The sequence below is a fragment of the Neobacillus niacini genome, from assembly GCF_019749295.1.
Classification (GTDB): Bacteria; Bacillota; Bacilli; order Bacillales; family Cytobacillaceae; genus Neobacillus; species Neobacillus niacini_D.
On sequence record NZ_JACWFG010000002.1, the window covers coordinates 354670 to 379084 of the forward strand.

A 24415-nucleotide genomic window follows, 5' to 3' on the forward strand; every position below is an offset into this window, starting at 1 on the left:
TTTCTTAAAATTCATTTGACTATTATTCAAACTCATACTCTAGGCTTCGTTTGGCAAACCTAAAATAAATGATTGGAGGAACGATACTGAATGAATTTACCATCCATCGTCATCGCTCTTATACTTCTTATCATTGTATGGTTATACCTCGATCTCTCCATTGGCAGAAAAAAGCATCTTTCCTTTTTTCAGAAACGGGAAACCCCGATACTCCATGGAGACTTTGATATTTTCCCACATGGTAAAGGACTGTTTTCGGATTACTTTCATGAATTAAGAAATGCTGCAAACCATATTCATATTCTTTTTTATATCGTTAGAGATGACCAATTTAGCCAGCAGTTCTTAGATATTTTAAAAACAAAAGCAAAGGAAGGAATCGAAGTCAGATTGTTGGTCGACCAGATTGGCAGTCATAAAGTAAAAAAGCCTGCCATTAAGGAATTGCGTGCTGCTGGTGTACAATTTGCCTTTAGCAACCGTATACGGCTTCCATTTCTCTTTTATTCCTCTCAGGTGCGGAATCACCGTAAGATTTCGATTATCGATGGAAAAATTGGCTATCTTGGCGGCTTTAATGTCGGTAAAGAATATATTGATCAAGACCCCAAGCTAAGTCCTTGGAGGGACTACCATTTAAAAATCACTGGTGAGAGCGTCCCTTACCTGCAGCGTGAGTTTTTTATCGATTGGAATGAATATTCCTCCGAAAAGGAGGTAAATGTAGAGGATTATACCCCTGAGCAGCCAAAAGGGAAGGTTCCTCATCAATTTGTTCCAACGGAGGCTGGGTTTCTTGAAGAAAAATATCTCCACTTAATCCAAAGTGTCAAAAAGTCAATTGTCATTGGCACACCGTATTTTATACCAAGTAACAAACTCATCAATGAACTCATTACTGCTGCAAAGCGAGGTATTAAAATTACGATCGTCGTTCCCTATATCACCGATCATATGCTTGTACAAGAAGCTTCATACCGATATTTACGTTTGATGTTAAAAGCAGGCGCTCAGGTTTTTCAGTACAAAAACGGTTTTTACCATGCAAAGTCGATTATTATTGACGACACATTATGTGATATCGGTACAGCCAATTTTGATAAAAGGAGTTTATTTTTAAACAAAGAAATTAATTGTTATTTTTATGATTCTGCCTTTGTTGAACGGTTTAAGGAAGTCATTCACAAAGACATATTGGACTCTAAACCCTTGAGGTTGGAGGACATCAATAAACCAAATTTATTCCGATCCTTAAAGGAAGCCATTGCACGTGCTTTGTCATTCTTTTTATAGTAAGGAGTTATGCGGGTGAAGATTCGTTTCGGCTATGTTTCGACGGCCATTACATTATGGGACGCCTCTCCGTCGAAGACACTTACGTTTACACGTTACCAGCAGATGTCAGAAAAAGAGCGTAAAAACAAATTACTTGAACTTACCAGGCTCAATCTAGCCCATACGCTTCGAATGTTTTATTTCAATCTCGCACATGAGATTGAATTGTACCGGCTATCTAGTTCCATCGTTCCGTTGGCCACTCATCCTGAGGTATTTTGGGATTTTGTGACGCCTTTTAAGAAACAATGGAAAGAGATTGGCACATTAATAAAAAAGAATCATTTGCGGGTAAGCTTTCATCCGAATCAATATACGTTGTTTACCTCTCCGCAGGACAAAATTACAAATAATGCCGTTATCGATATGGAATACCATTATCGGATGTTTGAAGCCATGGGTGTCGAGGACAGAGGCATGATGAATATTCACATTGGCGGCGCTTATGGGGATAAGGTGGAAACGATTGTCCGCTTCCATGAAAATTTAAAGCGGCTTCCGAGTCATATTAAAAAGGCGATGACCTTGGAGAACGATGACAAAACCTATAATACAGAGGAAACGTTAATTGCTTGTGAAAAAGAAACCATTCCCTTGGTTTTTGATTATCATCATCACATGGCAAACCTTTGTGAGCCGCCTCTAGAGGAGCTGCTGCCAAGGATATTTAAAACCTGGGACCATGTCGACCTTGTCCCGAAAATTCACATTTCTTCACCAAAGACTGAAAAGGAATTCCGTTCTCATGCCGACTTCGTAGACCTAGAATTTATCATGCCGCTGATAAAAATGCTGAAGGAAATCGGACAGGATGTTGATTTCATGATTGAGGCAAAGGCGAAGGACCAGGCAACGTTGAAATTAGTCGAGGATATCAGCAAGGTTCGTGGTTATAAAAGGATCAGCGGAGCTGCCATTGAGGTGAAATAATCCTTGCATTTTTTTAAAGAGGAATGGTTAAAGTAACAACAGATTCACACAAGGAGGGATTTTCAATGGAAAGCACGAGCGAATTCGTTCAAAGACTAGCTGAAAACCAAAAAAAGCAAGAAAAAAATAAAAAGCGCGGCAATAGACACCCTGAAAGCAAATTACCAAATCACAAGCACTCACAAGGTGTGTAAAAGAAAAGAGTCTCCCTTCGCAGGAGACTCTTTTACTCTTCAATTAAATTCAAGACTGGAACTTCCCGTTCGTCCTCCGGATCAGTCTTATAAAAAATCCTCGCCATCTTCGTGTTATCATCCACATGCTGAATAATCACAGGCGCCCCTTCATATGTAACATTAATCATATCCATAGACTCAGCAATTTCCTTCGCTCTTCCCACATTCATCAAAGCCACTCCCCATCTTATCAACATAAAAATCACCCTAATAATATTTACCAAAAAACGGATAGTTATGCAGTGATGTATAAACGGTGCCTGTCACCTTCGGTGACAGGCACCCAAAAAGGGATTCGAGCTAACTTACATTTTCTCAGGAGCTGAAACACCGATTAGTGCTAATGCATTGCGCAGTGTGATTTGTACGGTTTTGATTAGCGCGAGGCGCGCCTTAGTGCGCTCTGGCTGCTCGCTGTCGAGTACTTTTTCCGCATTGTAGAAGCTATGGAACGTTGATGCTAACTCCATAATATAGTTCGTGACACGGTGCGGCACACGCTTTACCGCCGCCTCACCTACTGCCTGCGGGAATTCTCCAAGCTTTTTCAATAACTCAATTTCTTTCTCTGCACCAATTAATGAGAAATCAGCATTCTTATCCACTGAAATCCCCTGCTCCTCGCCTGAGCGCAGAATGCTGCAAATTCTAGCGTGCGCATATTGAGCATAATAAACCGGGTTTTCATTGGATTCTGAAACCGCTAAATCCAAATCAAAATCCATGTGAGTATCCGAACTTCTCATCGCAAAGAAGTAACGAGTGGCATCGAGGCCAACCTCATCCACTAAATCACGCATGGTTACCGCTTTACCTGTACGCTTACTCATCTTCATCTTCTCACCGTTTTTGTAAAGGTGTACAAGCTGAATGATTTCGACCTCGAGGGCGTCCGCAGCATAACCTAGTGACTGGATCGCCGCCTTCATCCGCGGGATATAACCATGGTGGTCCGCTCCCCAAATATTAATCAGCTTTTCAAAGCCGCGGTCAAGCTTGTCTTTATGGTAAGCAATATCTGGTGTCAAATACGTATACGAACCATCCTGCTTAATTAACACACGGTTCTTATCATCACCGAAATCCATGGAACGAAGCCATGTTGCTCCCTCTTCTTCAAAAATATAGCCGTTCTTCGTAAGCACCTTTAGCGCCTCACCGATTTTTCCATTTTTATAAAGGGACGTTTCAGAATACCAAACATCAAACTTAACACGGAAATCCTCAAGATCTCTTTGCAGCTTCGCCATTTCGTATTTCAAACCGTATTCACGGAAAAACTCAAACCGCTCCTGCTCATCGACGTTCACATACTTATCGCCAAACTCTTCTGCCAACGACTTCCCAATCCCAATGATATCCGCACCATGATAGCCGTCCTCAGGCATTGCTTTATCCATGCCTAACGCTTGAAAATAACGAGCCTCAACGGAAAGTGCTAGATTATTAATCTGATTACCAGCGTCATTGATGTAGTACTCACGTGAAACATCATAGCCAGCCTTCGCTAGAATATTGCAAAGGGAATCACCGACTGCTGCCCCGCGCGCATGGCCAAGGTGCAAATCTCCTGTTGGATTTGCTGAAACAAACTCGACTTGAACCTTTTGCTTGCCTCCAACAGTTGTTTCGCCATACTTTTCCCCAGCATCAAGAACAGTCGGAATTAAATCTGTTAGGTATGCATTATTCATATAAAAATTAATGAACCCTGGACCTGCCATTTCCATTTTTTCAATGGACGCCTTTGAGCGGTCGAAATTCTCGATCAGTGCCTCCGCAATTACACGAGGTGCTTTCTTCGCCACACGCGCCAGCTGCATCGCCATGTTTGTTGAATAATCGCCGTGCGACTTCTCCTTAGGGACCTCTAGAATGACATCTGGAATCTGATCTTCTGTTGCCAGATTTGCCTTAATAACCGCTGCCCGAATCTCTTCTTTTAATTTACTTTGGACCTGTTCAACTATGTTCATTTCTTCTCCTCCTGAAACGCAATTTCTAAACGATATGTACTCGTTGGACTACCCTCCATTGAAAAATCATAAAGAACCCCGAAGAAGCCTTTGCCATTTTCATAGGAATAGTCGATATTTTTTGTCTTCGTCACTGTTGCAAACTGGCCAAACGGCATTTCATAACTGCCATTCATCTTACGATTCAATTCAAAAGGCAGACGCATCTTGATAGCCCCGCCTCGTAAAATCAGGGCATCATTCGCGGCCATCTTTACAATCGTCCGAACACTTCCCTCTTCCATTGCTTCCTCATATTTGAGATAAGCACCATTTCCTTTTTCAAAGTATGTACCAAATACCGTCAATTCAAAAGTCTCATCTTGATCAATTGTCGTTTTTACATGTATTTTCATAGGTAATTCAGGGATTGACAAACGAAACGCACACCCTTTTTAAAAATGAACCTTTTGTGGGTCATTGGAATTTTTCATAGCTTGCCCATTTCGGGCACTTTTTCTATTATAAACTATTATCTGAAATGAATTCAAAAGATGCCTGCCCCAATAAGGGACAGGCACCCAAACCATTTTATTTCACCCAGCCAAGCAGCATTTCACGAATCAATTTGCTGGCAGTGTTCGCAGTTTGCTCAGATGGATCATAAATCGGGGCAACCTCAACAAGGTCACAGCCAACCACATTCACACCAGAACGAGCAATTTCATGAATCGAAGCAAGAAGCTCCTTAGACGTAATTCCGCCAGCGTCAACGGTACCAGTACCAGGTGCATGAGCAGGGTCCAATACATCGATATCAATCGTTACATATACCGGACGTCCGTCAAGCTCAGGAAGGATTTCCTTTAATGGCTGATGCACTTCAAATTTAGAAATATGCATGCCGTTTTCTTTTGCCCATTGGAATTCTTCTTTCATCCCGGAACGGATTCCAAAAGAATAAACGTTCTTCGGTCCGATATGTTCAGCAATTTTACGAATCGGTGTTGAGTGGGATAAAGGCTCACCTTCATAGCTCTCTCTGAGATCCGTATGAGCGTCCATATGAATGATCGCTAGGTCTGGATATTTCTTATATACCGCCTTCATAACCGGCCAAGACACTAAGTGCTCGCCGCCCATGCCGAACGGAAACTTACCTGCTGCTAGAACTTGATCCACGAACTCCTCAATCAAATCCAAACTCTTTTGCGCATTTCCGAACGGAAGCGGGATATCACCAGCATCGTAGTACTTCACATCTTCAAGCTCACGGTCAAGATAGGCACTGTACTCTTCCAAACCAATCGAAACCTCACGGATACGCGACGGACCAAAGCGTGAGCCCGGACGATAACTAACCGTCCAATCCATCGGCATACCGTATAGAACTACCTGACTATCCTCAAAATTCGGATGACTCTTTATAAACACATTACCAGAATAAGCCTCATCAAAACGCATCAAACTTCCCTCACTTCTTATGTATAACTAGATTACTTCTAACGTTCACCAAACTTCGGCCACCCAAGTTCTGAGTGACCGAAAATCCACTTTCAAATCGTTTTAGGTCACTGAAGACACTTTATAGTTACCATAAACCCTTTTTAGAGAGGAGTTCGGGCACTAAAAGCCCTCTTTAGTTACCGTAAACCTACTTTCAAAACGGTTTGGGGCACTATAACCCCTCTTTAGTTACCATAAACCCTTTATTAATCGTTTCCGGTCACTATAAACCCTATATAACGACCGTACACCCGATTTCTCCACCTCTACAGTCACTTACTGTCCGCCTGAGGTGGACAGTGTCCACGAGCGGTGCCTGTCACCGCCATACGGCAAAAAAATCACTTCACTAAATCTCCAACAAATTTAGGCAGGACGAATGCTGCTTTGTGCAGTTCTTTTGTATAATATTTGGTTTCGATTTCGTGGAAGCGGTCTTCGCTTACTTCCAGCGGATCGTGCTTTTTAGATCCTATAGTGAATGCCCATAGTCCGCTTGGGTATGTAGGGATATTCGCTACATATAAACGGGTAATAGGGAAGATTTCACGCACGTCACGCTGTACGTTGCGAATTAGATCTGCTTTGAACCATGGATTATCTGACTGTGCTACAAAGATTCCATCTTCTTTTAACGCTTTAGAAATTCCCGCATAGAACCCTTTTGTAAATAGGTTTACTGCCGGTCCTACTGGCTCTGTAGAGTCAACCATGATTACATCATATTCATTTTCACTTTTCGCAATATGCATGAAGCCGTCGTCAACCTGAACATCAACGCGCGGGTCATCAAGCATGCCAGCGATTTCTGGTAAAAACTTTTTAGAGTACTCAATTACTTTTCCATCAATATCAACAAGCGTTGCTTTCTTCACGCTTGGGTGCTTCAATACTTCACGGATAACTCCGCCATCGCCGCCGCCGACAACTAGTACGTTCTCTGGGTTTGGATGTGTAAATAAAGGTACATGTGCTACCATTTCGTGATAAACGAACTCGTCTTTAACAGAGGTCATAACCATGTCATCTAATAGAAGCATATTGCCCCATTCTTCTGTTTCCACCATATCAAGCTTTTGAAATTCTGTTTGCTCCGTATGTAAAGTTTTATTTATTTTCATGGTGATGCCGAAGTTTTCAGTTTGCTTTTCTGTAAACCAAATAGACATGTGTCATCTTCCTTCCGATAGCTTATTTATTTAAACCTAACTACTATCAAATCATTCCATTTTTATAGTACCCAAACTATTGAATTACAAACATAAAGAAAAGTCTAGCATAATCTATCAAAAATTCTAGAAAATTTTTCTTTTTACTAGTTTAAAACATCTAATTTGTTTCAATACTGTTACTATGGCATTTTTTATAAAAATGTAATTGAACTTTTAGGCTTTGTTAACTTAGTCTGTTGATTTTCGCTCCAGGCACTTCGCTTTCCGCGGGCGGCCCGGGAAGCCTCCTCGGCGCTAAAGCGCCTGTGGGGTCTCCCCAGACCCTTCCTCCCGCAGGAGTCTACGTGCCCTCCGCGAAATTCAACAGAGTGCTAATATTAAAATTTGCATTAACAAAGCCATTGTAACGAATGCAAATGACATTTTTCTATTTATCCATTTGGTGAAGGAGGGTATTGCTGTGGAAGTGATGACGAATCATGGGTTTCGGAAGACAATTAAATATTTGCGCGCTTTTATAATCATTAGTTTGATAGGCTTAGGCTGTATGCTGGTTGTTTTTCTCGGGATTCTTGGTTATGCCAAAATTCTTGGTGCGCCGCCGCTTGCTGTCCCGCAATCGACCTTATTTTTTGCCAATGATGGGACGTTAATTGGCGAGAGCAACAGCGGCCAGAAACGATACTGGGTTCCCCTCGAGGAAATTTCACCGAACTTAATCAATGCAACGGTTTCCATTGAGGATAAGAACTATTATGAACATAATGGCTTTGATTATAAACGAATTATCGGTGCCCTTGTTGCCGATATCAAGGCAGGTGCGAAGGTCCAGGGTGCCAGTACTATCACCCAGCAATACGCAAGAAATCTATTCCTAGAGCACGATAAAACATGGTCAAGGAAACTGCATGAGGCCTTTTATGCCATCCGGATTGAAATGAACTACTCGAAAGAAGAGATATTAGAAGGCTATTTAAACACAATTTACTATGGCAGCGGTGCCTATGGTGTTCAAGCAGCCAGTCAATTTTATTTTGGAAAAAATGCTTCTGAATTATCTTTGGCTGAAAGTTCCATGTTAGCAGGTGTTCCAAAAGGACCCAGCTACTATTCACCACTAGAATCATTAGATAATGCTAAAAGACGTCAAAGCATCATATTAAATACAATGGTTGAAAACGGCTATATCAAAAAAGAGACTGCTCAAAAGGCAAAGGAAACAGCCCTTACTTTTACAGGTGAACATCCGCATAAGCGAGTGGAAGCAGCACCTTACTTTCAGGACGCTGTAAAAAACGCCTTACAAAATCAACTCAATCTTGATGAAAAGACCATCCAGCTCGGCGGCTTAAAGGTTTATACGACACTAGATTTAAAGCAGCAGGAGGCTGCCGAAAAACAAATTCAGCAGACCATTGCCAGCGGCTCTGAAATTCAGGTAGGACTTGTTGCCATGGATCCCAAAAATGGCCATGTCAGAGCCATGGTCGGCGGCCGGAATTATGATGAAAGTCCATTTAACCGTGCTGTTCAAGCAGTCAGACAGCCAGGCTCAACGATTAAGCCGATTCTTTACTATGCAGCACTAAGTCAAGGCTTTACCCCATCATCTACCATGAGAAGTGAGAAAACTACCTTCAAAATCGATGAAGGCAGAACGGAATATTCACCGCATAATTTTAATAACAAGTATGCTGACGGTGAAATTACACTGGCTCAGGCTCTTGCTGTATCTGATAACATTTATGCTGTTAAAACACACCTGTTTATGGGTATCGAAACGTTAATCAAAAATGCTAAAAAGTTTGGAATTTCTACTGAGATGGACAAAGTTCCGTCGCTCGCCCTAGGTACATCAGGCGTTCGCGTTATTGACATGGCGAATGCCTACAGTATCTTTGCGAATGGCGGAAAAAAAGTGAATCCAACCTTAATTACAAAGGTAGAGGATTATAATGGGAATGTTATTTTTGAAAGTAACCCTGAAGCAGAGAGGGTGCTTGACCCAGCTAAAGCCTTCGTTATGACACATATGATGACAGGAATGTTTGATAAGAAGTTGAACGGCTATGCCAAGGTTACCGGGAATTCCCTGATTGATGATATTACCCGCACCTATGCAGGGAAATCTGGTTCGACGGAGACGGATAGCTGGATGATTGGTTACACACCACAGCTGGTTACAGCCGTTTGGGCGGGTCATGATGTCGGGATACCCATCACCCTGACGGCAGAAAAAAGCTATGCTAAAAATATTTGGGCAAACTTTATGGAGGAGTCCCTAAAAGGAAAGCCCGTTAAGGCATTTTCTCCGCCAAAAGAGGGTGTCGTGGGCGTTTACGTTAATCCTGAGAATGGTAAACTTGCGTCAAAGGATTGTCCTGTCCGACGGTTTACTTATTTTGTTGCTGGAACACAGCCTACAGAATACTGTACCGATCATCTAGAACATAAAGAAGAGAAACCTTCTGAAAAGAAAGAAGAGAAAAAGGACCCTTGGTATAAGAGGATTTTCAACTGGGGTGCTTAGCATGATAGAAAAAGGGAAAAGCTCCGGAGAATGGTCTCCGGAGCTTTTCCTGTCCTAGTTTTACAGTGTTTTCACACTGCATATATTTTACAACTTTTCGTAGAAAATTGCTATTGTAAAAAATTTTTTATTCTACAGCTAATCCTTTTTTCAACTCTTCTTCTGAATTATTCCACATATCTTGATTGTGATTTTGAAGAAAATCGGATAATATTTTTTTCGACTTATCATCCATATGGTCAACGATGATATGACGTTTCAGCGACTTATCCATACGGTTAACGTGCTCAGGAAGCGACTTGTAACCGCGGCGAATTTCACGGTCCACAGTCATTTCACAGGCAGTCACTCCTGCATAATATGGACCCTCTTGTTTCCGGTCGACCGTCACCCACACAAGCCAGTATGGTTTAGCGTTCGGAACCTCTTCCTTCGTCTTAAGGAATTTAATTCCTTTTTCTACCACACTTCGAGCATGCATTGCTCCAACATCAATTACCGCGTCACCGGCATCAACATCAACAATAACAGGAGAAACATTATCAAGGCTTAATGCGCCTTTACCAAAACCCTTATGTCCATCTGTCGGATCGGGTTTTATAATATTAAAGCCAATTGGTTTTTTCTTATTCTCTTCCATTAAAACTCGAAACCTCCTATTTTAAAAGAACAAATTGTAAAAGAAATTATTTAGTCCCTGCCAAAGTCCAGGGATAATGAATTGGAAAATGGGCTGAATGGTGTAGCGATCAAGAGGAGTAATCACCAATATAAGAAAGATCAATACACCGTATTGTTCAAATTGAGTCATTTTTGCCCGGATATCGTTTGGAGCTAAATCCTCCACGATCCGATAACCATCTAAAGGCGGGAATGGCAATAAGTTAAATACAAACAGCACTAGATTAAGCCAGTTAAAAATCTCAAAAAACTCAAAAATACCTGGCAGGTTGACAGCTAATCCTGTCCGTGCTAATCCGAATGCAAGTAAAAAACCAATTGCTGCAAGGGCAAGATTACTAAGCGGTCCTGCTACCGAAACCAATACTCCTGCAAGGCGGGGCTTTTTAAAGAAAAAGCGATTAACCGGCACCGGACGAGCCCAGCCAAATCCAGCGATAAAAATCAAAATTGTCCCGAATGGATCAAGGTGCTTGAGTGGATTTAGCGTCAAACGGCCCTGCTTTTGTGCTGTAGAATCCCCGAACTTATAAGCAACATAGGCATGGGCAAATTCGTGAAACGTAAATGCAATCATTAACGTAATCGCGACATAGGGAATTTCCCTTAGTGAATAGGCAAGAAATCCTTCCAATTTGTTTCCCCTTCTCCTCTATTTTCCTTTTAGTATACATGAAACTGGATATAAAATGAAAATGTTTGCTAAACTATCTATGTTGTAATAAAAGGAGGACTAAATCATGCCATATGTTACTGTAAAGATGCTCCCAGGGCGTACTGATGATCAAAAGAAAGCACTTGTTGCAAAAGTGACGGATGCTGTCAGTGAAACGACTGGCGCTCCGAAAGAAGCGGTTGTTGTTTTTATTGAAGAAATGCAGAAGGAACATTACGGTGTTGCCGGTGTGAGAGCGAGCGACAAATAGCAGAAAAGCTAAGCCCCGTTATTGGAGCTTAGCTTTTTCTTTTAGCGCCTGGATATAAGCATAGGCTTGGTCAATTTCTTCCTCTGTATAACGCTGGCTGCTTTTTAGAGTAAAGACTTTTTCCGTCACTTCTTCTTTCGAAAGATTATCAAAATATAAAACCGTCGAAACTAGCTCGAGGAATCTAGCATTCTGCTCATTCATATCCTCTAAGCAATCCTCTAAAAATGGCATTTCCACTTCGTTTAAGCTTAAAAACTCTTTCCCAGAGTCTGTCAGCGTATAGCGATATTGAAAATAACCGCCTTTTTTCTCTTTAATTTCATTGAGGAATCCCATATTGCAAAGCTCTTCTACCCGCAATGTCAATTCCTCAGAATATGGGCCGTAAAAATGAAACTGAAACCGCTCATGGAACGGGAAACTTACCTTTTTTGCAATATATATCATCTTTTGCAGCTTTTTTCTCCCGATGATTTCTCCGGATACTAAAACAGCCTGCATCAGCTTAGCATGATCTTTTAACAACGCTCGTCAGCTCCTACTCCAGGATTATATCTCTAATAGGCTACGTATTTGTTTTTTTATACTATTATCTGAGGATTCATCCGCTAGGAAATCACCAGGGTAATATAGTTTATGGTCGGTTCTTCTTTTACCAGAGATAGCGTCCACAATCTCGGACTCCCTGGAAAGCTCCTTCAATTCCCCGTTTTTCATTAATAAATGAATTGGCAGACGCTCCTCTTCCTCACCAGGACGATAAAAATCGTAAGGCAAATCCGATGATGAATCCACGACTAAATAATAGTCTGGGTCAATCCCTGCTTTTTCAAAAAGAGTGTTCAACTCAGCGAGCTTCTTATACTCCTTCGCAGGATCAAACTCGGCATATTTAAATAAATTTCGATTCACAAAACGCCGGCAAAGATCGCTCAAAATGGCGTCGTCTTCATCCTGCCAGATTTGAAAATAATACATAATAATCGATTCATCTAATTTTAAATAGTCTTCTAAAGTTACCTGATCCTTAAAGAAAGAATAAAAGTGAATCGGTTCGTTTTTAAAAGAATAGTTGTTTTCATAGAGCTGCTTGGCACGGTGAAGGATTTTAGTCAAGATCACCTCGGCACTGCGGGAAACAGGATGAAAGTAAACCTGCCAATACATCTGATAACGGCTCATGATATAATCCTCCACCGCATGCATACCGCTCTTCTTAATGACCACTTGGTCTTCCTTCGGCCTCATCACGCGAAGAATCCTCTCCATATCAAATTGGCCATAGCTCACTCCGGTAAAATAAGCATCCCGCTGCAGATAATCCATCCGGTCGGCATCAATTTGACTGGAAATTAAACTGACAACCAGCTTTTTAGCAGAGGTTTTCGCAATCACTTCAGCCACTTGCTGTGGAAAGTCAGGACCAACCTTTTTTAAAATAGCGTTAACCTCTGTATTTCCTAAAACGATTGATTGTGTGAAGTCCTCATGATCAAAGTCAAATACTTTTTCAAACGAATGGGAAAATGGGCCATGCCCCAAATCATGGAGAAGCGCTGCACAGAGAGTAAGCAGACGGTCGTCATCATTCCATTCAGGTCTGCCCGCAAACACATCGTCAATGATGCGCCGGACAATTTCATATACTCCGAGAGAATGGTTAAAGCGGCTGTGCTCCGCACCATGGAAGGTTAAAAAGGTGGTACCCAGCTGTTTGATACGGCGCAGGCGTTGAAACTCTTTTGTTCCGACCAAATCCCAAATCACCCGGTCACGAACGTGAACGTACCGATGAACAGGATCTTTAAACACTTTTTCTTCACTCAGTTTTTCCGCCGAATATCGCATGGTTTTCCCCTTTACTCTAAACTTTCTTCTATTATATCCCAATTACCAACAATTTTCTGCACGATTTTTCGACAATGGTATGAAAAGAAAAATCACCTAAGGCTCGCGAAGTCATAGGTGATTATTTTAACTTTTTATTAATCTTTTCCATTAATTCCTCTTCGCTCAGGGCAGCTAGCGGACGGTTATTGACAAAGGCAAATGTTTTTTTCCGGCCAGGTCCACAATAAGATTGGCAGCCAATTTTTATGTCAGCTTCAGGATCCAATTCTTTCAAACGAGGGATTAATGTCTTTAGATTCACGGCCTGACAATCATCACAAACACGGAATTCATTTGACATTACTTCCACCCTTTCTGATCTATTACTACTATTTTAGCCAATTAAAGTACGGTTTAACTCCTTAGATATATTACAATTTCTTTCAATTCATTGCAAGTTGCTTTTCTTTTGAAATCCTTCTAACTCTTTCAGTTAAAAAAACTATTATCCTTGCAAGAAAATGGTATAAAGCCTGTAAAACTTGTCCAAGATAAGACTAGAACTTTTAAAAACTCGTCCAACGAGTACATTGTCATTATTTTTAAGGGAGTTGAAAAGGATATGAAAGTACGGCAAGATGCATGGACAGATGAAAATGATTTATTGTTAGCTGAAACCGTCCTTCGCCATGTACGTGAAGGCAGTACCCAGCTGAACGCTTTTGAAGAGGTAGGCGACAAGCTAAATCGGACCTCTGCAGCCTGTGGATTTAGATGGAATGCCGTTGTGCGCCATCGCTATGAAAAAGCATTGCAATTAGCTAAAAAACAACGTAAACAAAGACAGAGAGTACTAGGTAAAGACCAAGGTGGAAAGAAAAAGTTACTCTACAATCCACCAGTTCCAGCTGCAGATGACTTTGAAACACTAGCAGCACCAGCAGAAGTCCCAATGGAAACTTCTTATGAAATGCCAGACTTAACAACAGAAGCTGCAGCTGAAACCTACGTAAAAACTCCAGTTGCACAGACTTCACAGACTTATAGACCATCGGCGAATGCGGCTACAGGACTATCACTTGATAACGTTATTGATTATTTACAAAACTTTAATCATGCGAATCTGCAAAATGAAGCATTAAAAAGTGAGAATGAAAGATTGAAGCGCGAGATCGCAGAGCTGCGTAAGCAAAATGAAGAAATGTCTGCAAAAATAGAAGGTCTTGAGCAAAATACCGAAACGATCCAAGAAGATTACGAGACACTCATGAAGATTATGAACCGTGCTCGTAAGCTTGTCTTATTTGAGGAAGAAGAAAGACCTGCTACGAAATTCAAAATGGACCGTAACGGAAACTTAGAAAAAGTAGCAGAGTAATGGAAAAGCAATAGCCCCATGTATAATGTAATGGCTATTTACCAGGGGCTGTAAGCCGCCATCAGGCATTGGGAGAAGAGCCTTAGCACAGTATCCTCTTTAAAAAAGCCGTAAATCCTCAGGGGTTTACGGCTTTTTACATTTCATTCAGTTTTTCATTTCGCTCAACTATTCTCTGGTAATACCCAGGCAGGAGTTCTAATTCTAGTTCATTCAATTGGCCGGCGTAAAGGGTGTCACTGTTCTTTTTTAATTGATTTAATAGACGAAGCAAACAATCCGAAATGGTAAGATGTGTATCCAACAGCTCAGATAAAGATGCCATGACTTCCGGCACAATCTCCGGGTAGGCGAATTTTGTCTGCTGCCCTCTTTTAGCGATCTCATAAAAATGCTGAATCAACTGTGCACGCTGGCTGCCGCTGCCGTTAACACATAAATAGATTTGAACGGCGACCCCTTTTTTAAGGCGGCGCTGGGAGATACCAGCAAACTTTTTCCCATCAATACTAAGGTCATAGCTTCCCGGACAATAAGATCCAACGATTTCTCTTGCTTCAATTTTTTTATTGTACTCTGCAAACATGTTTTGAACGAGCTCCCACATCGTATCGTACCCGCGGTTGATATCAATGCCTTTTTCCTTCTCAGGAAGGATCAATGAGATGTTTAAAACCCCTTCATCCAGGACGACCGCTAAGCCTCCTGAGTTCCGGACAATAGACTGATAGCCCTGACTTTCGAGAAATTGCCTTCCTTCTTTTAAGAATGGCAGTTTGGTATCTTGAATCCCGAGAACAATGGTATTGTGATGCACCCAGGTTCTAGCGGTTGCAGGAGCCTGTCCTGATCCAACCGAGGCACATAACGTATCATCACTCCCAAAGGATTGCAATGCTTGAAAATGACGGCCAGCTGTCGACTGATCGATTATCCGCCACTCTGGCTGATGTAGTAAACCTTCCATATAGAATTTCTCCTCAAAATGATTGTAAGCTTATTATACCTTTTAAAAAAAGCCAGTCCAACTCTGGACTAGCTTTAAAAAGTACTATTTTATTCCTTGCGCTGCGGTGATCAATGCTAATTTATAGACATCTTCTTCGTTACAGCCGCGTGATAGGTCATTCACTGGTTTATTTAACCCCTGCAGGATTGGCCCTACTGCTTCAAAGCCGCCTAAACGCTGTGCAATTTTGTAACCGATGTTTCCAGCTTCAAGACTTGGGAAGATAAACACGTTCGCATCCCCTTGAAGTGGTGAGTCTGGTGCCTTACTTTTCGCAACAGATGGTACAAACGCTGCGTCAAATTGGAACTCACCATCAATAATTAAAGATGAATCACGGCGCTTTGCTTCTTCCACTGCTCCTGAGACTCTTTCTGTTTCCGGAGATTTTGCTGAACCCTTGGTTGAGAAACTTAGCATCGCAATACGTGGTTCGATATCGAACATATTCGCTGTTTTCGCGCTTTCCACCGCAATTTCCGCTAAATCATTGCTGTCCGGAGCAATATTGATGGCGCAATCGGCGAATACATATTTTTCATCCTCACGTACCATGATGAAGACGCCAGATGTCTTCTTCACGCCCTCTTTTGTTTTAATAATTTGCAGTGCAGGGCGGACCGTATCAGCCGTAGAGTGGGCCGCACCGCTCACCAAGCCATCTGCTTTATTCAAGTACACTAACATCGTGCCAAAGTAATTTTCATCTAATAAGACCTTACGTGCGTCTTCTTCCGTTGCTTTCCCTTTACGGCGTTCAACAAAGGCTGCTACCAGCTCGTCCATCCCCGCATAGCTTGCTGGGTCATAAATTTCCGCTGCTGCTAGTGAAACGCCAAGCTCCTGTGCCTTAGCCTGAACCTGCTCTATATTACCAACTAGAATAGGCGTTAAACGCTTTTCTTCGGCAAGCCTGCTGGCTGCTCTGACAATTCGTTCGTCCAAGCCTTCTGGAAAAACAATTCTCATATCACGTCCTGATAATTTCTGTTTTAATCCTTCAAATAAATCAGCCACTTTTAAATCCTCCCTAAATAAATCTTCCTCTTTTAGCATACTTTACCTGTTAAAAAATTCAACTTAGGTAACGTTTTCAAACTAAATGTTTTTTTATTCAAAAAACTTCACACTCATTTACTATTTACCGCTTTTCCAAAAATTATCCATGGTGGTTTATTCGAGCGTGCTTTGGTCAAACTATGTTATAGTAAGATTGTAAATAAGAAGAATGATTATTTAGGAGTGATTTTAATGAGTGAAGCAGCTCAAACGCTTGATGGCTGGTATTGTTTGCATGATTTCCGTACGGTTGATTGGACAACATGGAAAATGCTTTCAAGTGATGAACGCCAGTCAGCGATTCACGAGTTTTTAAGTCTAGTTGAAAAATGGAATCACACGCAAGAACGTAACGAAGGCAGTCATGCTTTATATACAATAGTTGGTCAAAAGGCTGATTTCATGATGATGATTTTACGTCCAACGATGGAAGAATTAAATGAAATCGAAACAGAATTTAATAAAACAAAATTAGCAGAATTCACGATTCCAGCTCACTCTTATGTGTCTGTAGTTGAACTCAGTAACTACCTGCCCGCTGGCGAAGATCCATACCAAAATCCGCAAATTCTTGCTCGTTTATATCCGAAGTTACCTAGCACGAAGTATGTTTGTTTCTACCCAATGGATAAGAAACGTGAAGGTAACGATAACTGGTATATGCTTCCGATGGAAGAGCGCCGCAATATGATGCGCAGCCACGGTATGATTGGACGTACATATGCAGGAAAAGTAAAGCAAATTATTACCGGCTCAGTAGGCTTTGATGATTACGAATGGGGCGTAACACTTTTTGCTGAAGATGTTCTTCAATTTAAAAAGCTTGTCTATGAAATGCGTTTTGATGAAGTAAGTGCACGCTACGGTGTATTTGGTGCCTTCTTCGTTGGTAACCTATTAGAAGAAGAAAGCATAGCACGCTTCTTACATGTTTAATTCCCAAAAGGTTCTCAGTTCACGCTGAGGACTTTTTTTGTAGACTCCGAAAGTCATATTTCCCCTCACCCTTTCATACAAATAAAACAGCGAGTCTTAAGTAAAGCTTTCGAATAAATCTCACAGATGGAACTGACCCGATTGTCACCATTTAGGATTTATAGGCGTATGAATAGAAAGTTGAAACAAAAGGGTTAGTTATTTTTAGGAGGGGAAAAGATGAATCAGTATTATAATCAACAAGGGTATCAGCCCTATCAGGCTAGACAGGGAGCAGCGGCTCCATTTCAACAAGGGCAAGGATTCTTTCCTGGCCAGCAGCAGCAAGGGTTCCCGCAGTTTCCACAACAAGGAGTTCCAGCAGGGCCTCCTGCAGCGGCTCCACAGCCAATGCTGCCAATTGAGCAATCATACATCGAAAATATTTTGCGCTTAAATAAAGGAAAATTGGTAACCGTATATGCAACCTTTGAAGGAAACAGCCAGTGGAATGCAAAAGTATTTAAAGGGATTATTGAAGCAGCAGGACGGGACCATGTCATAATAAGTGACCCACAGACTGGTATGCGGTTCCTCATTCCAATGGTGCCGATCGATTACTTTACATTTGATGAAGAAATTGAATATGAATATCCTTTTGCAGGTGGAGCACCAAACTTAGGTACTTATCCGCCGAGATAATCATAAAAAGGCATTGGAACCTAGTCCAATGCCTTTTTACTATTTTATAAATCTTTCACTGTCCCAATAATCATTAACACCCATCCTGCTAAGAAGCAGACGCCGCCAAGCGGTGTAATCGCACCCAGCACACCTATTTTGGTTAAGCTTAACACGTAGAGGCTGCCGCTGAAAAGAATGATTCCGACAAGAAACAACCAGCCCGACCATGTAAAAAAGGAGCTAACCTCTACTTTTCCAAGCAGAATTCCAAGTACTAACAATCCTGTTGCGTGGAACATTTGATAGGTAACACCGGTTTTCCAAATATCCAGGTAATATGGTTCTAGTCTATCCTTAAGTCCATGCGCGCCAAATGCTCCAAGTGCAACAGCTAAAAAGGCATTAATTGCGCCAATAATGATAAAAGTTTTCATCCTCTTTCCCCCTTAAAAATCAAATAATGAATCTCCGTTTGCTTCGTCTTCCATTTCTAGCTTTTTCTGCTGGTTTAGTGATACTGGCTGCTGAAATGTTGTCTGTGCGATTACCGGCTGATAGGCTGCTAATGGTGTGGTTTTTGGCTCTGGTTGAACCTGCTTATCGTCTAGTATCAGTTCGCATAATATTTTAATAGAGTACACTTTTTCCCGCAAGTTTTCTTGCCTCGTGCTGTTTTTTGCCAGCTTTAACTCTTCTTCTATTTTCATTAATAACTTTTCTACCGATATATTCACGATTCATTAACTCCTCTATTTAATCTCTTTATCATCATACCAAATTCGACAGCCAATTAGAAATTCGACACCTTTCAATGTTTCACGTGAAACATGTTGTTTTTTGTCATAATAGAAAAACCCGCACCATTAAGGTACGAGTTAGAAGTTAGCCTAATATTCGTTGATAAATAGCTTTGGCATGTGTTAAGTCTTTTGTTCCATGAATGAGGGCGCGGCCGTCGTTGAAGATGACCATTCGCTCGGTGCCCATTTCTACGGATAGAAGATAGGGGTTTCCTTTCACACTGTATCCAAGAGAACTTAGCTGTCCTGCCAGCTTCTCAAGCGAAATTCCACCTTGAGCAGATGGGCGAATTTGCACCGTATCCCGGCCGCATAATACAGTGGTTTTTGTCATATTCTCTTGATCGAGGTAAGGAAAGTTTCTTTCCTCGCCGCAGGATAAACAGCCTGCAAATTTCGCCTTTCCCATCTTCAAACTAGTGTATTGATTCCGCCATAAGTCGAAACTGACAAACGAAGTCCGTACTGCATCCCAATCTTCGACAAGCATTTTTAGCGCTTCAGCACTTTGATGGGCAATGACCATTTGGACTGCAGGCGAGATAATCCCGCCCGTATCACAGGTTAATCCCTGCATCGGAATACTCCGTAACAAACAATTTAAGCATGGTGTTTTTCCAGGAATAATCGAAAAACTCATCCCAAAACTACCGACGCACGCTCCATAAATCCAAGGTATATTATGCTTTTGCGAAACATCATTAATCGCCATCCTCGTTTCAAAATTATCGGTGGCATCAATAATAATATCGACATCCTGCACTAAATCCTCTAAAAAGGCAGGAGTAGCATCAGCAATAATCGATGTAATCTCAACATCCGAATTGATCGCTCGAAGTCGTTTCTCGGCTGCTGCAGCCTTTGGAAGCTTCTCCGCCACATCCTCTTCTGTATAGAGCTGCTGGCGCTGCAAGTTACTTGCTTCAACATAATCCCGATCGACAATCGTCAGCCTGCCAACCCCTGCCCGGGTGAGAATCTCTGCGTTCCCAGACCCAAGGGCCCCCGCACCGATCATTAACACATGCTTCGTACGGATTTTCTCTTGTCCTTCTTTACCGATCCCTGGAAAGAGGACCTGTCGTGAATATCGTTCGTTCATTCTGTTTCCCCTTCCAAAATCGCTTTATAACTAGGCCTTACTAGGGGGTATTATTCGCTATCCAAGAGTAAATCCCGCTTATCCGAGAGTATACTCCACTCATCCGAGAGTAAACCCTGCTTATCCGAGAGTAACCCCTGTCATCCGAGAGTAAACCCCGCTTATCCGAGAGTAAACCTACTCATCCGAGAGTAAGCCCCGCTTATCCGAGAGTAAACCTACTCATCCGAGAGTAAGCCCCGCTTATCCGAGAGTAAACCCCGCTCATCCGAGAGTAAGCCCCGCTTATCCGAGAGTAATCCTACTCACCCGAGAGTAAACCCTCTCATCCGAGAGTATACTCCTCTCATCCGAGAGTAAACCCTCTCATCCGAGAGTAAACTCCTCTCATCCGAGAGTAAACCCTCTCATCCGAGAGTAAACCCCTCTCATCCGAGAGTAATCCTGCTAATAGCAGGGATTTACCTCATTTTATCACCCGCCGCTGACTGGCGGGATAAAGGCGATTTCATCTCCATCTTGAATGACTTCGTCGTCCTGAGCGAACTCCTCATTAACGGCAGTCATCACACTATCCATTTTTGGCAGGTCGTAATTAGCAGCCAATTCTGCTTTCAATTCTCCTACACTTTTGCCTGCAGCGTCTAACCGAAGAAACTCTTCCCCGACTGCATCACGCAAATGAGCAAAAAATAATACTTTATTCATTTAAATCGCCCTCCTCCGGCTTGCCGCTTGGATAAGCGACCGTTTCCAGCTGGTTGCCCATCCACTCTTCGCCGTCTTCCCAATGTTCTTTTTTCCAGATAGGGACGATTTCCTTAATCCTCTCAATCGCATAACGGTTGGCATCGTATGCATCCGCACGATGCGGCGTAGAAACCGCGATCACAACCGCAATATCGGTAATATCCAGCCGTCCAACTCGGTGGGTAATCGCTACCTGAGAATCTGGCCAGCGCTCTTCAATTTCTCTGCCGATTTGCTCAAGCTTTTTCACAGCCATCGCTTCATAGGCATCGTAAATTAAGAAAAGTGTCTTTTTCCCTTTTGTCATTTCACGAACGGTTCCAATAAAAGTAGTAATCGCACCAGCATTACGCTGAACGACCTTATCAATCACAGATTGAATATCAATCGGTTCTTTTGAAATTTGAAAATTCATGTATGTGCACCTCTTCAGACCAAATTCTTTGGTTCTGCATTTTCTACTACTTCATATCCGCCAATCTTTTCAACCTGCTTTTTAAAATCAGCTGAATGTATGATCTCCATTAACAGCCTGCCGCTCTCACTTTCATAAAAGCTCCTCGTCATCAATAAATCATACTCTTCATCGGCTACAGGAACAAAGTCTAAGTCCATTGCCTTTGCCGCTGGAAAAATGCCGAGACCAGCGCCCTTATTGTCGCCATTTACTTCTGCAGCAACAGCTAGATGTGAAAACATTTCACGATCGTATCCGGTAATTTCTTCTGAAGCAATCCCGTTCTCCTCTAGAAGCATATCAAAAAGAATCCTTGTGCCTGCACCTTTTTGACGGTTAACAAAGTTTGCCTTCTTCTCAAAAATATCTCTAACATTTTCTATATCTAGCGGGTTCCCTTTAGGCAGAATCCAGCCTTGCTTTCTTTTTAAAAAAGGATAAAGAATAACATCAGTGCCAGCTAATAGTTTCTTAACATATGAGATATTATATTGCTTTGTATTTGGGTCAAGCAAATGAATGCCCGCTACGTGAGCCTCTCCTTTTCGGATTGCCATGATACCAGCCATACTGCCTACATGTGCAGAAACTATTTTCATATCTGCCCTTTCTCTTTTTATCTGTGAGGATAAAAGATCAATCGTCAGATCGTGGCTGCCGCAAAACATAATCGCATTTTTGATTTCCTCAAGCGGCCTTAATAGCTCCACTTCAACAAAATCACCTTGTTCATATCCACTTACGCTGGCTGGTACGACAAGAAGGCCATCTGCTCGAACATATGACATTGTTACGCCAGCTGCGCGTGTCAGCGGATTGGCAACAAACTGTCCATTCACATAGCCGATATTCATCCGGATAAAGTCCTCAGCACCCATACCTGAAACAATACGGCGCCCGAGCTTAACGGTTACGGTTTGACGCTTTGGCTCTGGTATTTGCAAATACTTGCAAATCAGCGGCCGAACAAACCATTCTAACGCTAAATACGCTGAAACAGGGTACCCTGGCACACCCACTACAATTTTATTATTTATTTTCCCTAAAATAACAGGCTTGCCTGGTCTTGCGGCAACACCATGGGTAAAAACAGTTCCGATTTCGGCAATAATATGAACGGTGTAATCCTTAGAGCCTGCCGATGACCCCGCATTGATAACGATAATATCAGATTCCTCTGCCGCTTTTAGCAGTACCGACTTAATCATTTCAGGATCGTCCTTCACAATTCGGTGCAGTCTTGGTTCGCCGCCCCAATCCTTTACAAAATTTGCAAAGACCGTTCCATTAAATTCGATGATGTTTCCTGAAGCAAGCGTTGTATGAGCTTCGACAAGCTCATTTCCTGTTGGAATAATTGTGACAATCGGCTTTTTAATAACCGGTATTTGAAGCTGCTGTCCGGCTAACAAAACCCCCAAGTCAGCTGGTCTTAGAATATGTCCCTGTGGAAACAGCATTTCCTCTTGAACAATATCCTCTCCAATCGGACGGATATGCTGCCATGGTGTCGCCGGCTCTATAATTTCAATGGTTTCCTCATCAATCATATCAACATGCTCAATCATAATAACCGCATTATAAGGAGCAGGAATCGCATTTCCTGTATCTACGATTGAAAAATCCACTCCAAGCTTAAGCTGCAATGGATTTTGCTCATGAGCGGTATAGGTCTTTTCTGCGATAACTGCAATTCCATCCATAGCAGATGCATGATAATGCGGCATAGACACGTTTGCAAAAATCGGCTCAGCTGTTACACGTCCGAGGGCATCAGTTGTTGGAATCATTTCCTTTTCAAGAGGCAGCGAAAAAGCCTCAAGAATTTCGCGCTTTGCTTCCAATCGGGGTTTGTCCTCTAAATATATTTTCCGTTTATAAGTTGTGCGGTCCATTTTCCGATCCCCCTCATCGTGTCGCAATCACAGGTACATAATCTCCCTGTGAAATACCCTCTTTTTCTGAACTTATCTCAACGATTCCATCACTTTTAACCAATGTCGTGATTAAACCCGATTTGCCAATAATCGGTTCAGCCCACCATTCTCCTTCTTTCTCAACTAAACGGACACGTATATAATCTGACCTTCCCGGTGCGGAAGGGATATTTTTTGTTATTCGGGCAAAAATCCGATCTGGTTTCTTTTCTATTTTTTCACCTTTTAACTTTTGCACAATTTTTTCGCCAAAAAGCATGAAAATAATCATTGCAGAGGCTGGATGCCCTGGCAATCCAATGACAGGCTTTCCATTGGCCATAGCAAGGATTGTCGGTTTTCCCGGTTTAATAGAAATACCATGGACAAACACACCTGGGGAGCCTAAGGACCCAATCACATCTGTTGTGTAATCCTTCGCACCAACTGAACTTCCTCCCGAAAGAATTAAGCAGTCGACTTCATTATATAAGCTTTGCGCTTTTTGCTGAAACTCTTGAAAGTCATCTTTCACAATTCCGCCGTAAACAACCTCAACATTCCATTGCTTTGCAAGGCCCGCAATCGTTAGAAAATTAATATCACGGATTTGCCCTTCTGAAAGTTTTTCTGTTTGATAGGGAACAATTTCGTCACCCGATGACAGATACCCAACCTTTAACTTACGGTAGACCGTAACATGGCTAATTCCTAGGGAGGCAATCGCGCCTAACTCCTGCGGTCTAAGCATCGTTCCTTCTGGAAGTAGAATTTCTCCCTCACGAATGTCCTCACCAGCACGAATAATATTTTCACCAGGAGCTACTGGCTTGTAGGTGTTTAACAGTCCATCATGGTCTTCGCAATGTTCGATCATGATAACGCTGTCACTTCCTGGGGGAATCATCCCGCCTGTCGGGACATAAACGGCTTCGCCCTGGCCGACAGGAATACCTGCTGATTCACCCATGTTCACCTCTCCAACTACCGTTAAAAACCCCGGCATGGAATCGGAGGAACCGTAGGTGTCCTTTGCTTTTACTGCATAGCCGTCGACAGTAGAGCGGTCAAAGCCCGGGACATTTTCCTTTGCGGTGACAGGCACTGCTATTATATAATGAAGAGCCTCTTCAAGAGGACGTTCTTCTGTTTCTGTTATTGCAGGGATTTTTTCTTCTATCATTTCAAACGTTTCTTCAACTGTTTTTACTTTGAAAAATTGCACTGTGTTTTACATCCTT

The 24415-nt window shown here is 42.1% G+C and carries 27 protein-coding genes; 8 read left to right on the top strand and 19 right to left on the bottom strand.

Annotated features, from left to right (window positions below; genetic code table 11):
- Nucleotides 1-90 precede the first annotated feature (90 nt).
- From cls to H0184_RS05380, 3 genes are all read left to right on the top strand, one after another.
- A complete protein-coding gene (gene cls, locus H0184_RS05370; protein ID WP_221822239.1) occupies nt 91-1293 on the top strand; it encodes a cardiolipin synthase in 1203 nt (400 codons plus the stop codon).
- A 9-nt stretch (nt 1294-1302) separates the two neighbouring features.
- Nucleotides 1303-2265 (top strand): UV DNA damage repair endonuclease UvsE, encoded by a 963-nt coding sequence (gene uvsE, locus H0184_RS05375; RefSeq protein ID WP_260631437.1) that lies wholly within the window; start codon nt 1303-1305, stop codon nt 2263-2265.
- Nucleotides 2266-2330: 65 nt separating this feature from the next.
- Nucleotides 2331-2459: a DUF4023 family protein gene (locus H0184_RS05380; protein WP_221822243.1), complete on the top strand. Its 129-nt coding sequence runs from the start codon at nt 2331-2333 to the stop codon at nt 2457-2459.
- 32 nt (nt 2460-2491) lie between these two features.
- Here the strand turns inward: H0184_RS05380 and H0184_RS05385 are convergent, their stop codons facing one another.
- The 5 genes from H0184_RS05385 to speE all read right to left on the bottom strand — a co-directional run bounded on the left by H0184_RS05385 (nt 2492) and on the right by speE (nt 7131).
- Complete coding sequence (locus H0184_RS05385; RefSeq protein WP_396953573.1) at nt 2492-2698, bottom strand: H-type small acid-soluble spore protein; 207 nt, start codon at nt 2696-2698, stop codon at nt 2492-2494.
- A 108-nt stretch (nt 2699-2806) separates the two neighbouring features.
- The gene (argS, locus tag H0184_RS05390; protein ID WP_221822245.1) at nt 2807-4477 is read right to left on the bottom strand and encodes an arginine--tRNA ligase; all 1671 of its coding nucleotides are present in this window, start codon (nt 4475-4477) and stop codon (nt 2807-2809) included.
- Nucleotides 4474-4893 (bottom strand): YwiB family protein, encoded by a 420-nt coding sequence (locus H0184_RS05395; RefSeq protein WP_260631438.1) that lies wholly within the window; start codon nt 4891-4893, stop codon nt 4474-4476. The genes argS and H0184_RS05395 overlap by 4 nt, the downstream gene beginning before the upstream one ends.
- A 154-nt stretch (nt 4894-5047) precedes the next feature.
- Nucleotides 5048-5920: an agmatinase gene (gene speB, locus H0184_RS05400; protein ID WP_221822247.1), complete on the bottom strand. Its 873-nt coding sequence runs from the start codon at nt 5918-5920 to the stop codon at nt 5048-5050.
- A 383-nt stretch (nt 5921-6303) separates the two neighbouring features.
- Entirely contained in the window at nt 6304-7131 is an 828-nt protein-coding gene (speE, locus tag H0184_RS05405; protein WP_221822249.1) for a spermidine synthase, read from the bottom strand.
- A gap of 463 nt (nt 7132-7594) precedes the next feature.
- On the opposite strand from speE, the gene H0184_RS05410 reads away from it, so the two are divergent.
- Nucleotides 7595-9664 carry a transglycosylase domain-containing protein gene (locus tag H0184_RS05410; protein ID WP_221822251.1) on the top strand — a complete coding sequence of 690 codons (2070 nt, stop codon included), beginning with the start codon at nt 7595-7597 and terminating at the stop codon, nt 9662-9664.
- A gap of 127 nt (nt 9665-9791) precedes the next feature.
- Here H0184_RS05410 and H0184_RS05415 read toward each other — a convergent pair whose 3' ends face one another.
- Both H0184_RS05415 and H0184_RS05420 read right to left on the bottom strand, forming a co-directional pair.
- Complete coding sequence (locus H0184_RS05415; RefSeq protein WP_221822253.1) at nt 9792-10304, bottom strand: YwhD family protein; 513 nt, start codon at nt 10302-10304, stop codon at nt 9792-9794.
- Between the two features lie 21 nt (nt 10305-10325).
- Nucleotides 10326-10979 carry a site-2 protease family protein gene (locus H0184_RS05420; protein ID WP_221822255.1) on the bottom strand — a complete coding sequence of 218 codons (654 nt, stop codon included), beginning with the start codon at nt 10977-10979 and terminating at the stop codon, nt 10326-10328.
- 106 nt (nt 10980-11085) lie between these two features.
- On the opposite strand from H0184_RS05420, the gene H0184_RS05425 reads away from it, so the two are divergent.
- Nucleotides 11086-11271, top strand: a complete 186-nt coding sequence (locus H0184_RS05425; RefSeq protein ID WP_221822256.1) for a 2-hydroxymuconate tautomerase — start codon at nt 11086-11088, stop codon at nt 11269-11271.
- 18 nt (nt 11272-11289) lie between these two features.
- On the opposite strand, the gene H0184_RS05430 is transcribed toward H0184_RS05425, so the two are convergent.
- The 3 genes from H0184_RS05430 to H0184_RS05440 all read right to left on the bottom strand — a co-directional run bounded on the left by H0184_RS05430 (nt 11290) and on the right by H0184_RS05440 (nt 13465).
- Entirely contained in the window at nt 11290-11799 is a 510-nt protein-coding gene (locus tag H0184_RS05430) for a YwgA family protein (RefSeq protein ID WP_221822258.1), read from the bottom strand.
- A gap of 24 nt (nt 11800-11823) precedes the next feature.
- Nucleotides 11824-13122, bottom strand: a complete 1299-nt coding sequence (locus H0184_RS05435) for an HD domain-containing protein (protein WP_221822271.1) — start codon at nt 13120-13122, stop codon at nt 11824-11826.
- A 121-nt stretch (nt 13123-13243) separates the two neighbouring features.
- On the bottom strand, nt 13244-13465 hold the full coding sequence (locus H0184_RS05440; RefSeq protein ID WP_221822273.1) for a YuzB family protein: 222 nt from the start codon (nt 13463-13465) through the stop codon (nt 13244-13246).
- A gap of 261 nt (nt 13466-13726) precedes the next feature.
- Here H0184_RS05440 and H0184_RS05445 point away from each other — a divergent pair, with 261 nt between their 5' ends.
- Complete coding sequence (locus H0184_RS05445; RefSeq protein WP_221822279.1) at nt 13727-14482, top strand: RsfA family transcriptional regulator; 756 nt, start codon at nt 13727-13729, stop codon at nt 14480-14482.
- A gap of 136 nt (nt 14483-14618) precedes the next feature.
- Here the strand turns inward: H0184_RS05445 and lipL are convergent, their stop codons facing one another.
- Nucleotides 14619-15449, bottom strand: coding sequence for an octanoyl-[GcvH]:protein N-octanoyltransferase (gene lipL / locus H0184_RS05450; protein ID WP_221822280.1), 831 nt, complete (start codon nt 15447-15449; stop codon nt 14619-14621).
- A gap of 84 nt (nt 15450-15533) precedes the next feature.
- Complete coding sequence (gene pta, locus H0184_RS05455; RefSeq protein ID WP_221822281.1) at nt 15534-16508, bottom strand: phosphate acetyltransferase; 975 nt, start codon at nt 16506-16508, stop codon at nt 15534-15536.
- 234 nt (nt 16509-16742) lie between these two features.
- Here pta and hemQ point away from each other — a divergent pair, with 234 nt between their 5' ends.
- Nucleotides 16743-17486 (top strand): hydrogen peroxide-dependent heme synthase, encoded by a 744-nt coding sequence (gene hemQ, locus H0184_RS05460; RefSeq protein ID WP_221822282.1) that lies wholly within the window; start codon nt 16743-16745, stop codon nt 17484-17486.
- 219 nt (nt 17487-17705) lie between these two features.
- Nucleotides 17706-18167: a spore coat protein GerQ gene (gene gerQ, locus H0184_RS05465; RefSeq protein WP_221822286.1), complete on the top strand. Its 462-nt coding sequence runs from the start codon at nt 17706-17708 to the stop codon at nt 18165-18167.
- Nucleotides 18168-18211: 44 nt separating this feature from the next.
- On the opposite strand, the gene H0184_RS05470 is transcribed toward gerQ, so the two are convergent.
- From H0184_RS05470 to H0184_RS05500, 7 genes are all read right to left on the bottom strand, one after another.
- Nucleotides 18212-18583, bottom strand: a complete 372-nt coding sequence (locus tag H0184_RS05470) for a DUF423 domain-containing protein (protein WP_221822288.1) — start codon at nt 18581-18583, stop codon at nt 18212-18214.
- A gap of 12 nt (nt 18584-18595) precedes the next feature.
- Nucleotides 18596-18883: a YwdI family protein gene (locus tag H0184_RS05475; protein ID WP_221822289.1), complete on the bottom strand. Its 288-nt coding sequence runs from the start codon at nt 18881-18883 to the stop codon at nt 18596-18598.
- A gap of 148 nt (nt 18884-19031) precedes the next feature.
- Nucleotides 19032-20051, bottom strand: a complete 1020-nt coding sequence (locus tag H0184_RS05480) for a thiazole biosynthesis adenylyltransferase ThiF (RefSeq protein ID WP_221822290.1) — start codon at nt 20049-20051, stop codon at nt 19032-19034.
- A 474-nt stretch (nt 20052-20525) separates the two neighbouring features.
- Entirely contained in the window at nt 20526-20759 is a 234-nt protein-coding gene (moaD, locus tag H0184_RS05485) for a molybdopterin converting factor subunit 1 (RefSeq protein WP_221822317.1), read from the bottom strand.
- Entirely contained in the window at nt 20752-21216 is a 465-nt protein-coding gene (locus H0184_RS05490; protein WP_221822318.1) for a molybdenum cofactor biosynthesis protein MoaE, read from the bottom strand. Before H0184_RS05490 ends, moaD begins: the two co-directional genes overlap by 8 nt.
- 14 nt (nt 21217-21230) lie before the next feature.
- Nucleotides 21231-23153, bottom strand: coding sequence for a molybdopterin biosynthesis protein (locus H0184_RS05495; protein ID WP_221822320.1), 1923 nt, complete (start codon nt 23151-23153; stop codon nt 21231-21233).
- Between the two features lie 13 nt (nt 23154-23166).
- Nucleotides 23167-24399 carry a molybdopterin molybdotransferase MoeA gene (locus H0184_RS05500; RefSeq protein ID WP_221822322.1) on the bottom strand — a complete coding sequence of 411 codons (1233 nt, stop codon included), beginning with the start codon at nt 24397-24399 and terminating at the stop codon, nt 23167-23169.
- Between the last annotated feature and the right edge of the window lie 16 nt (nt 24400-24415).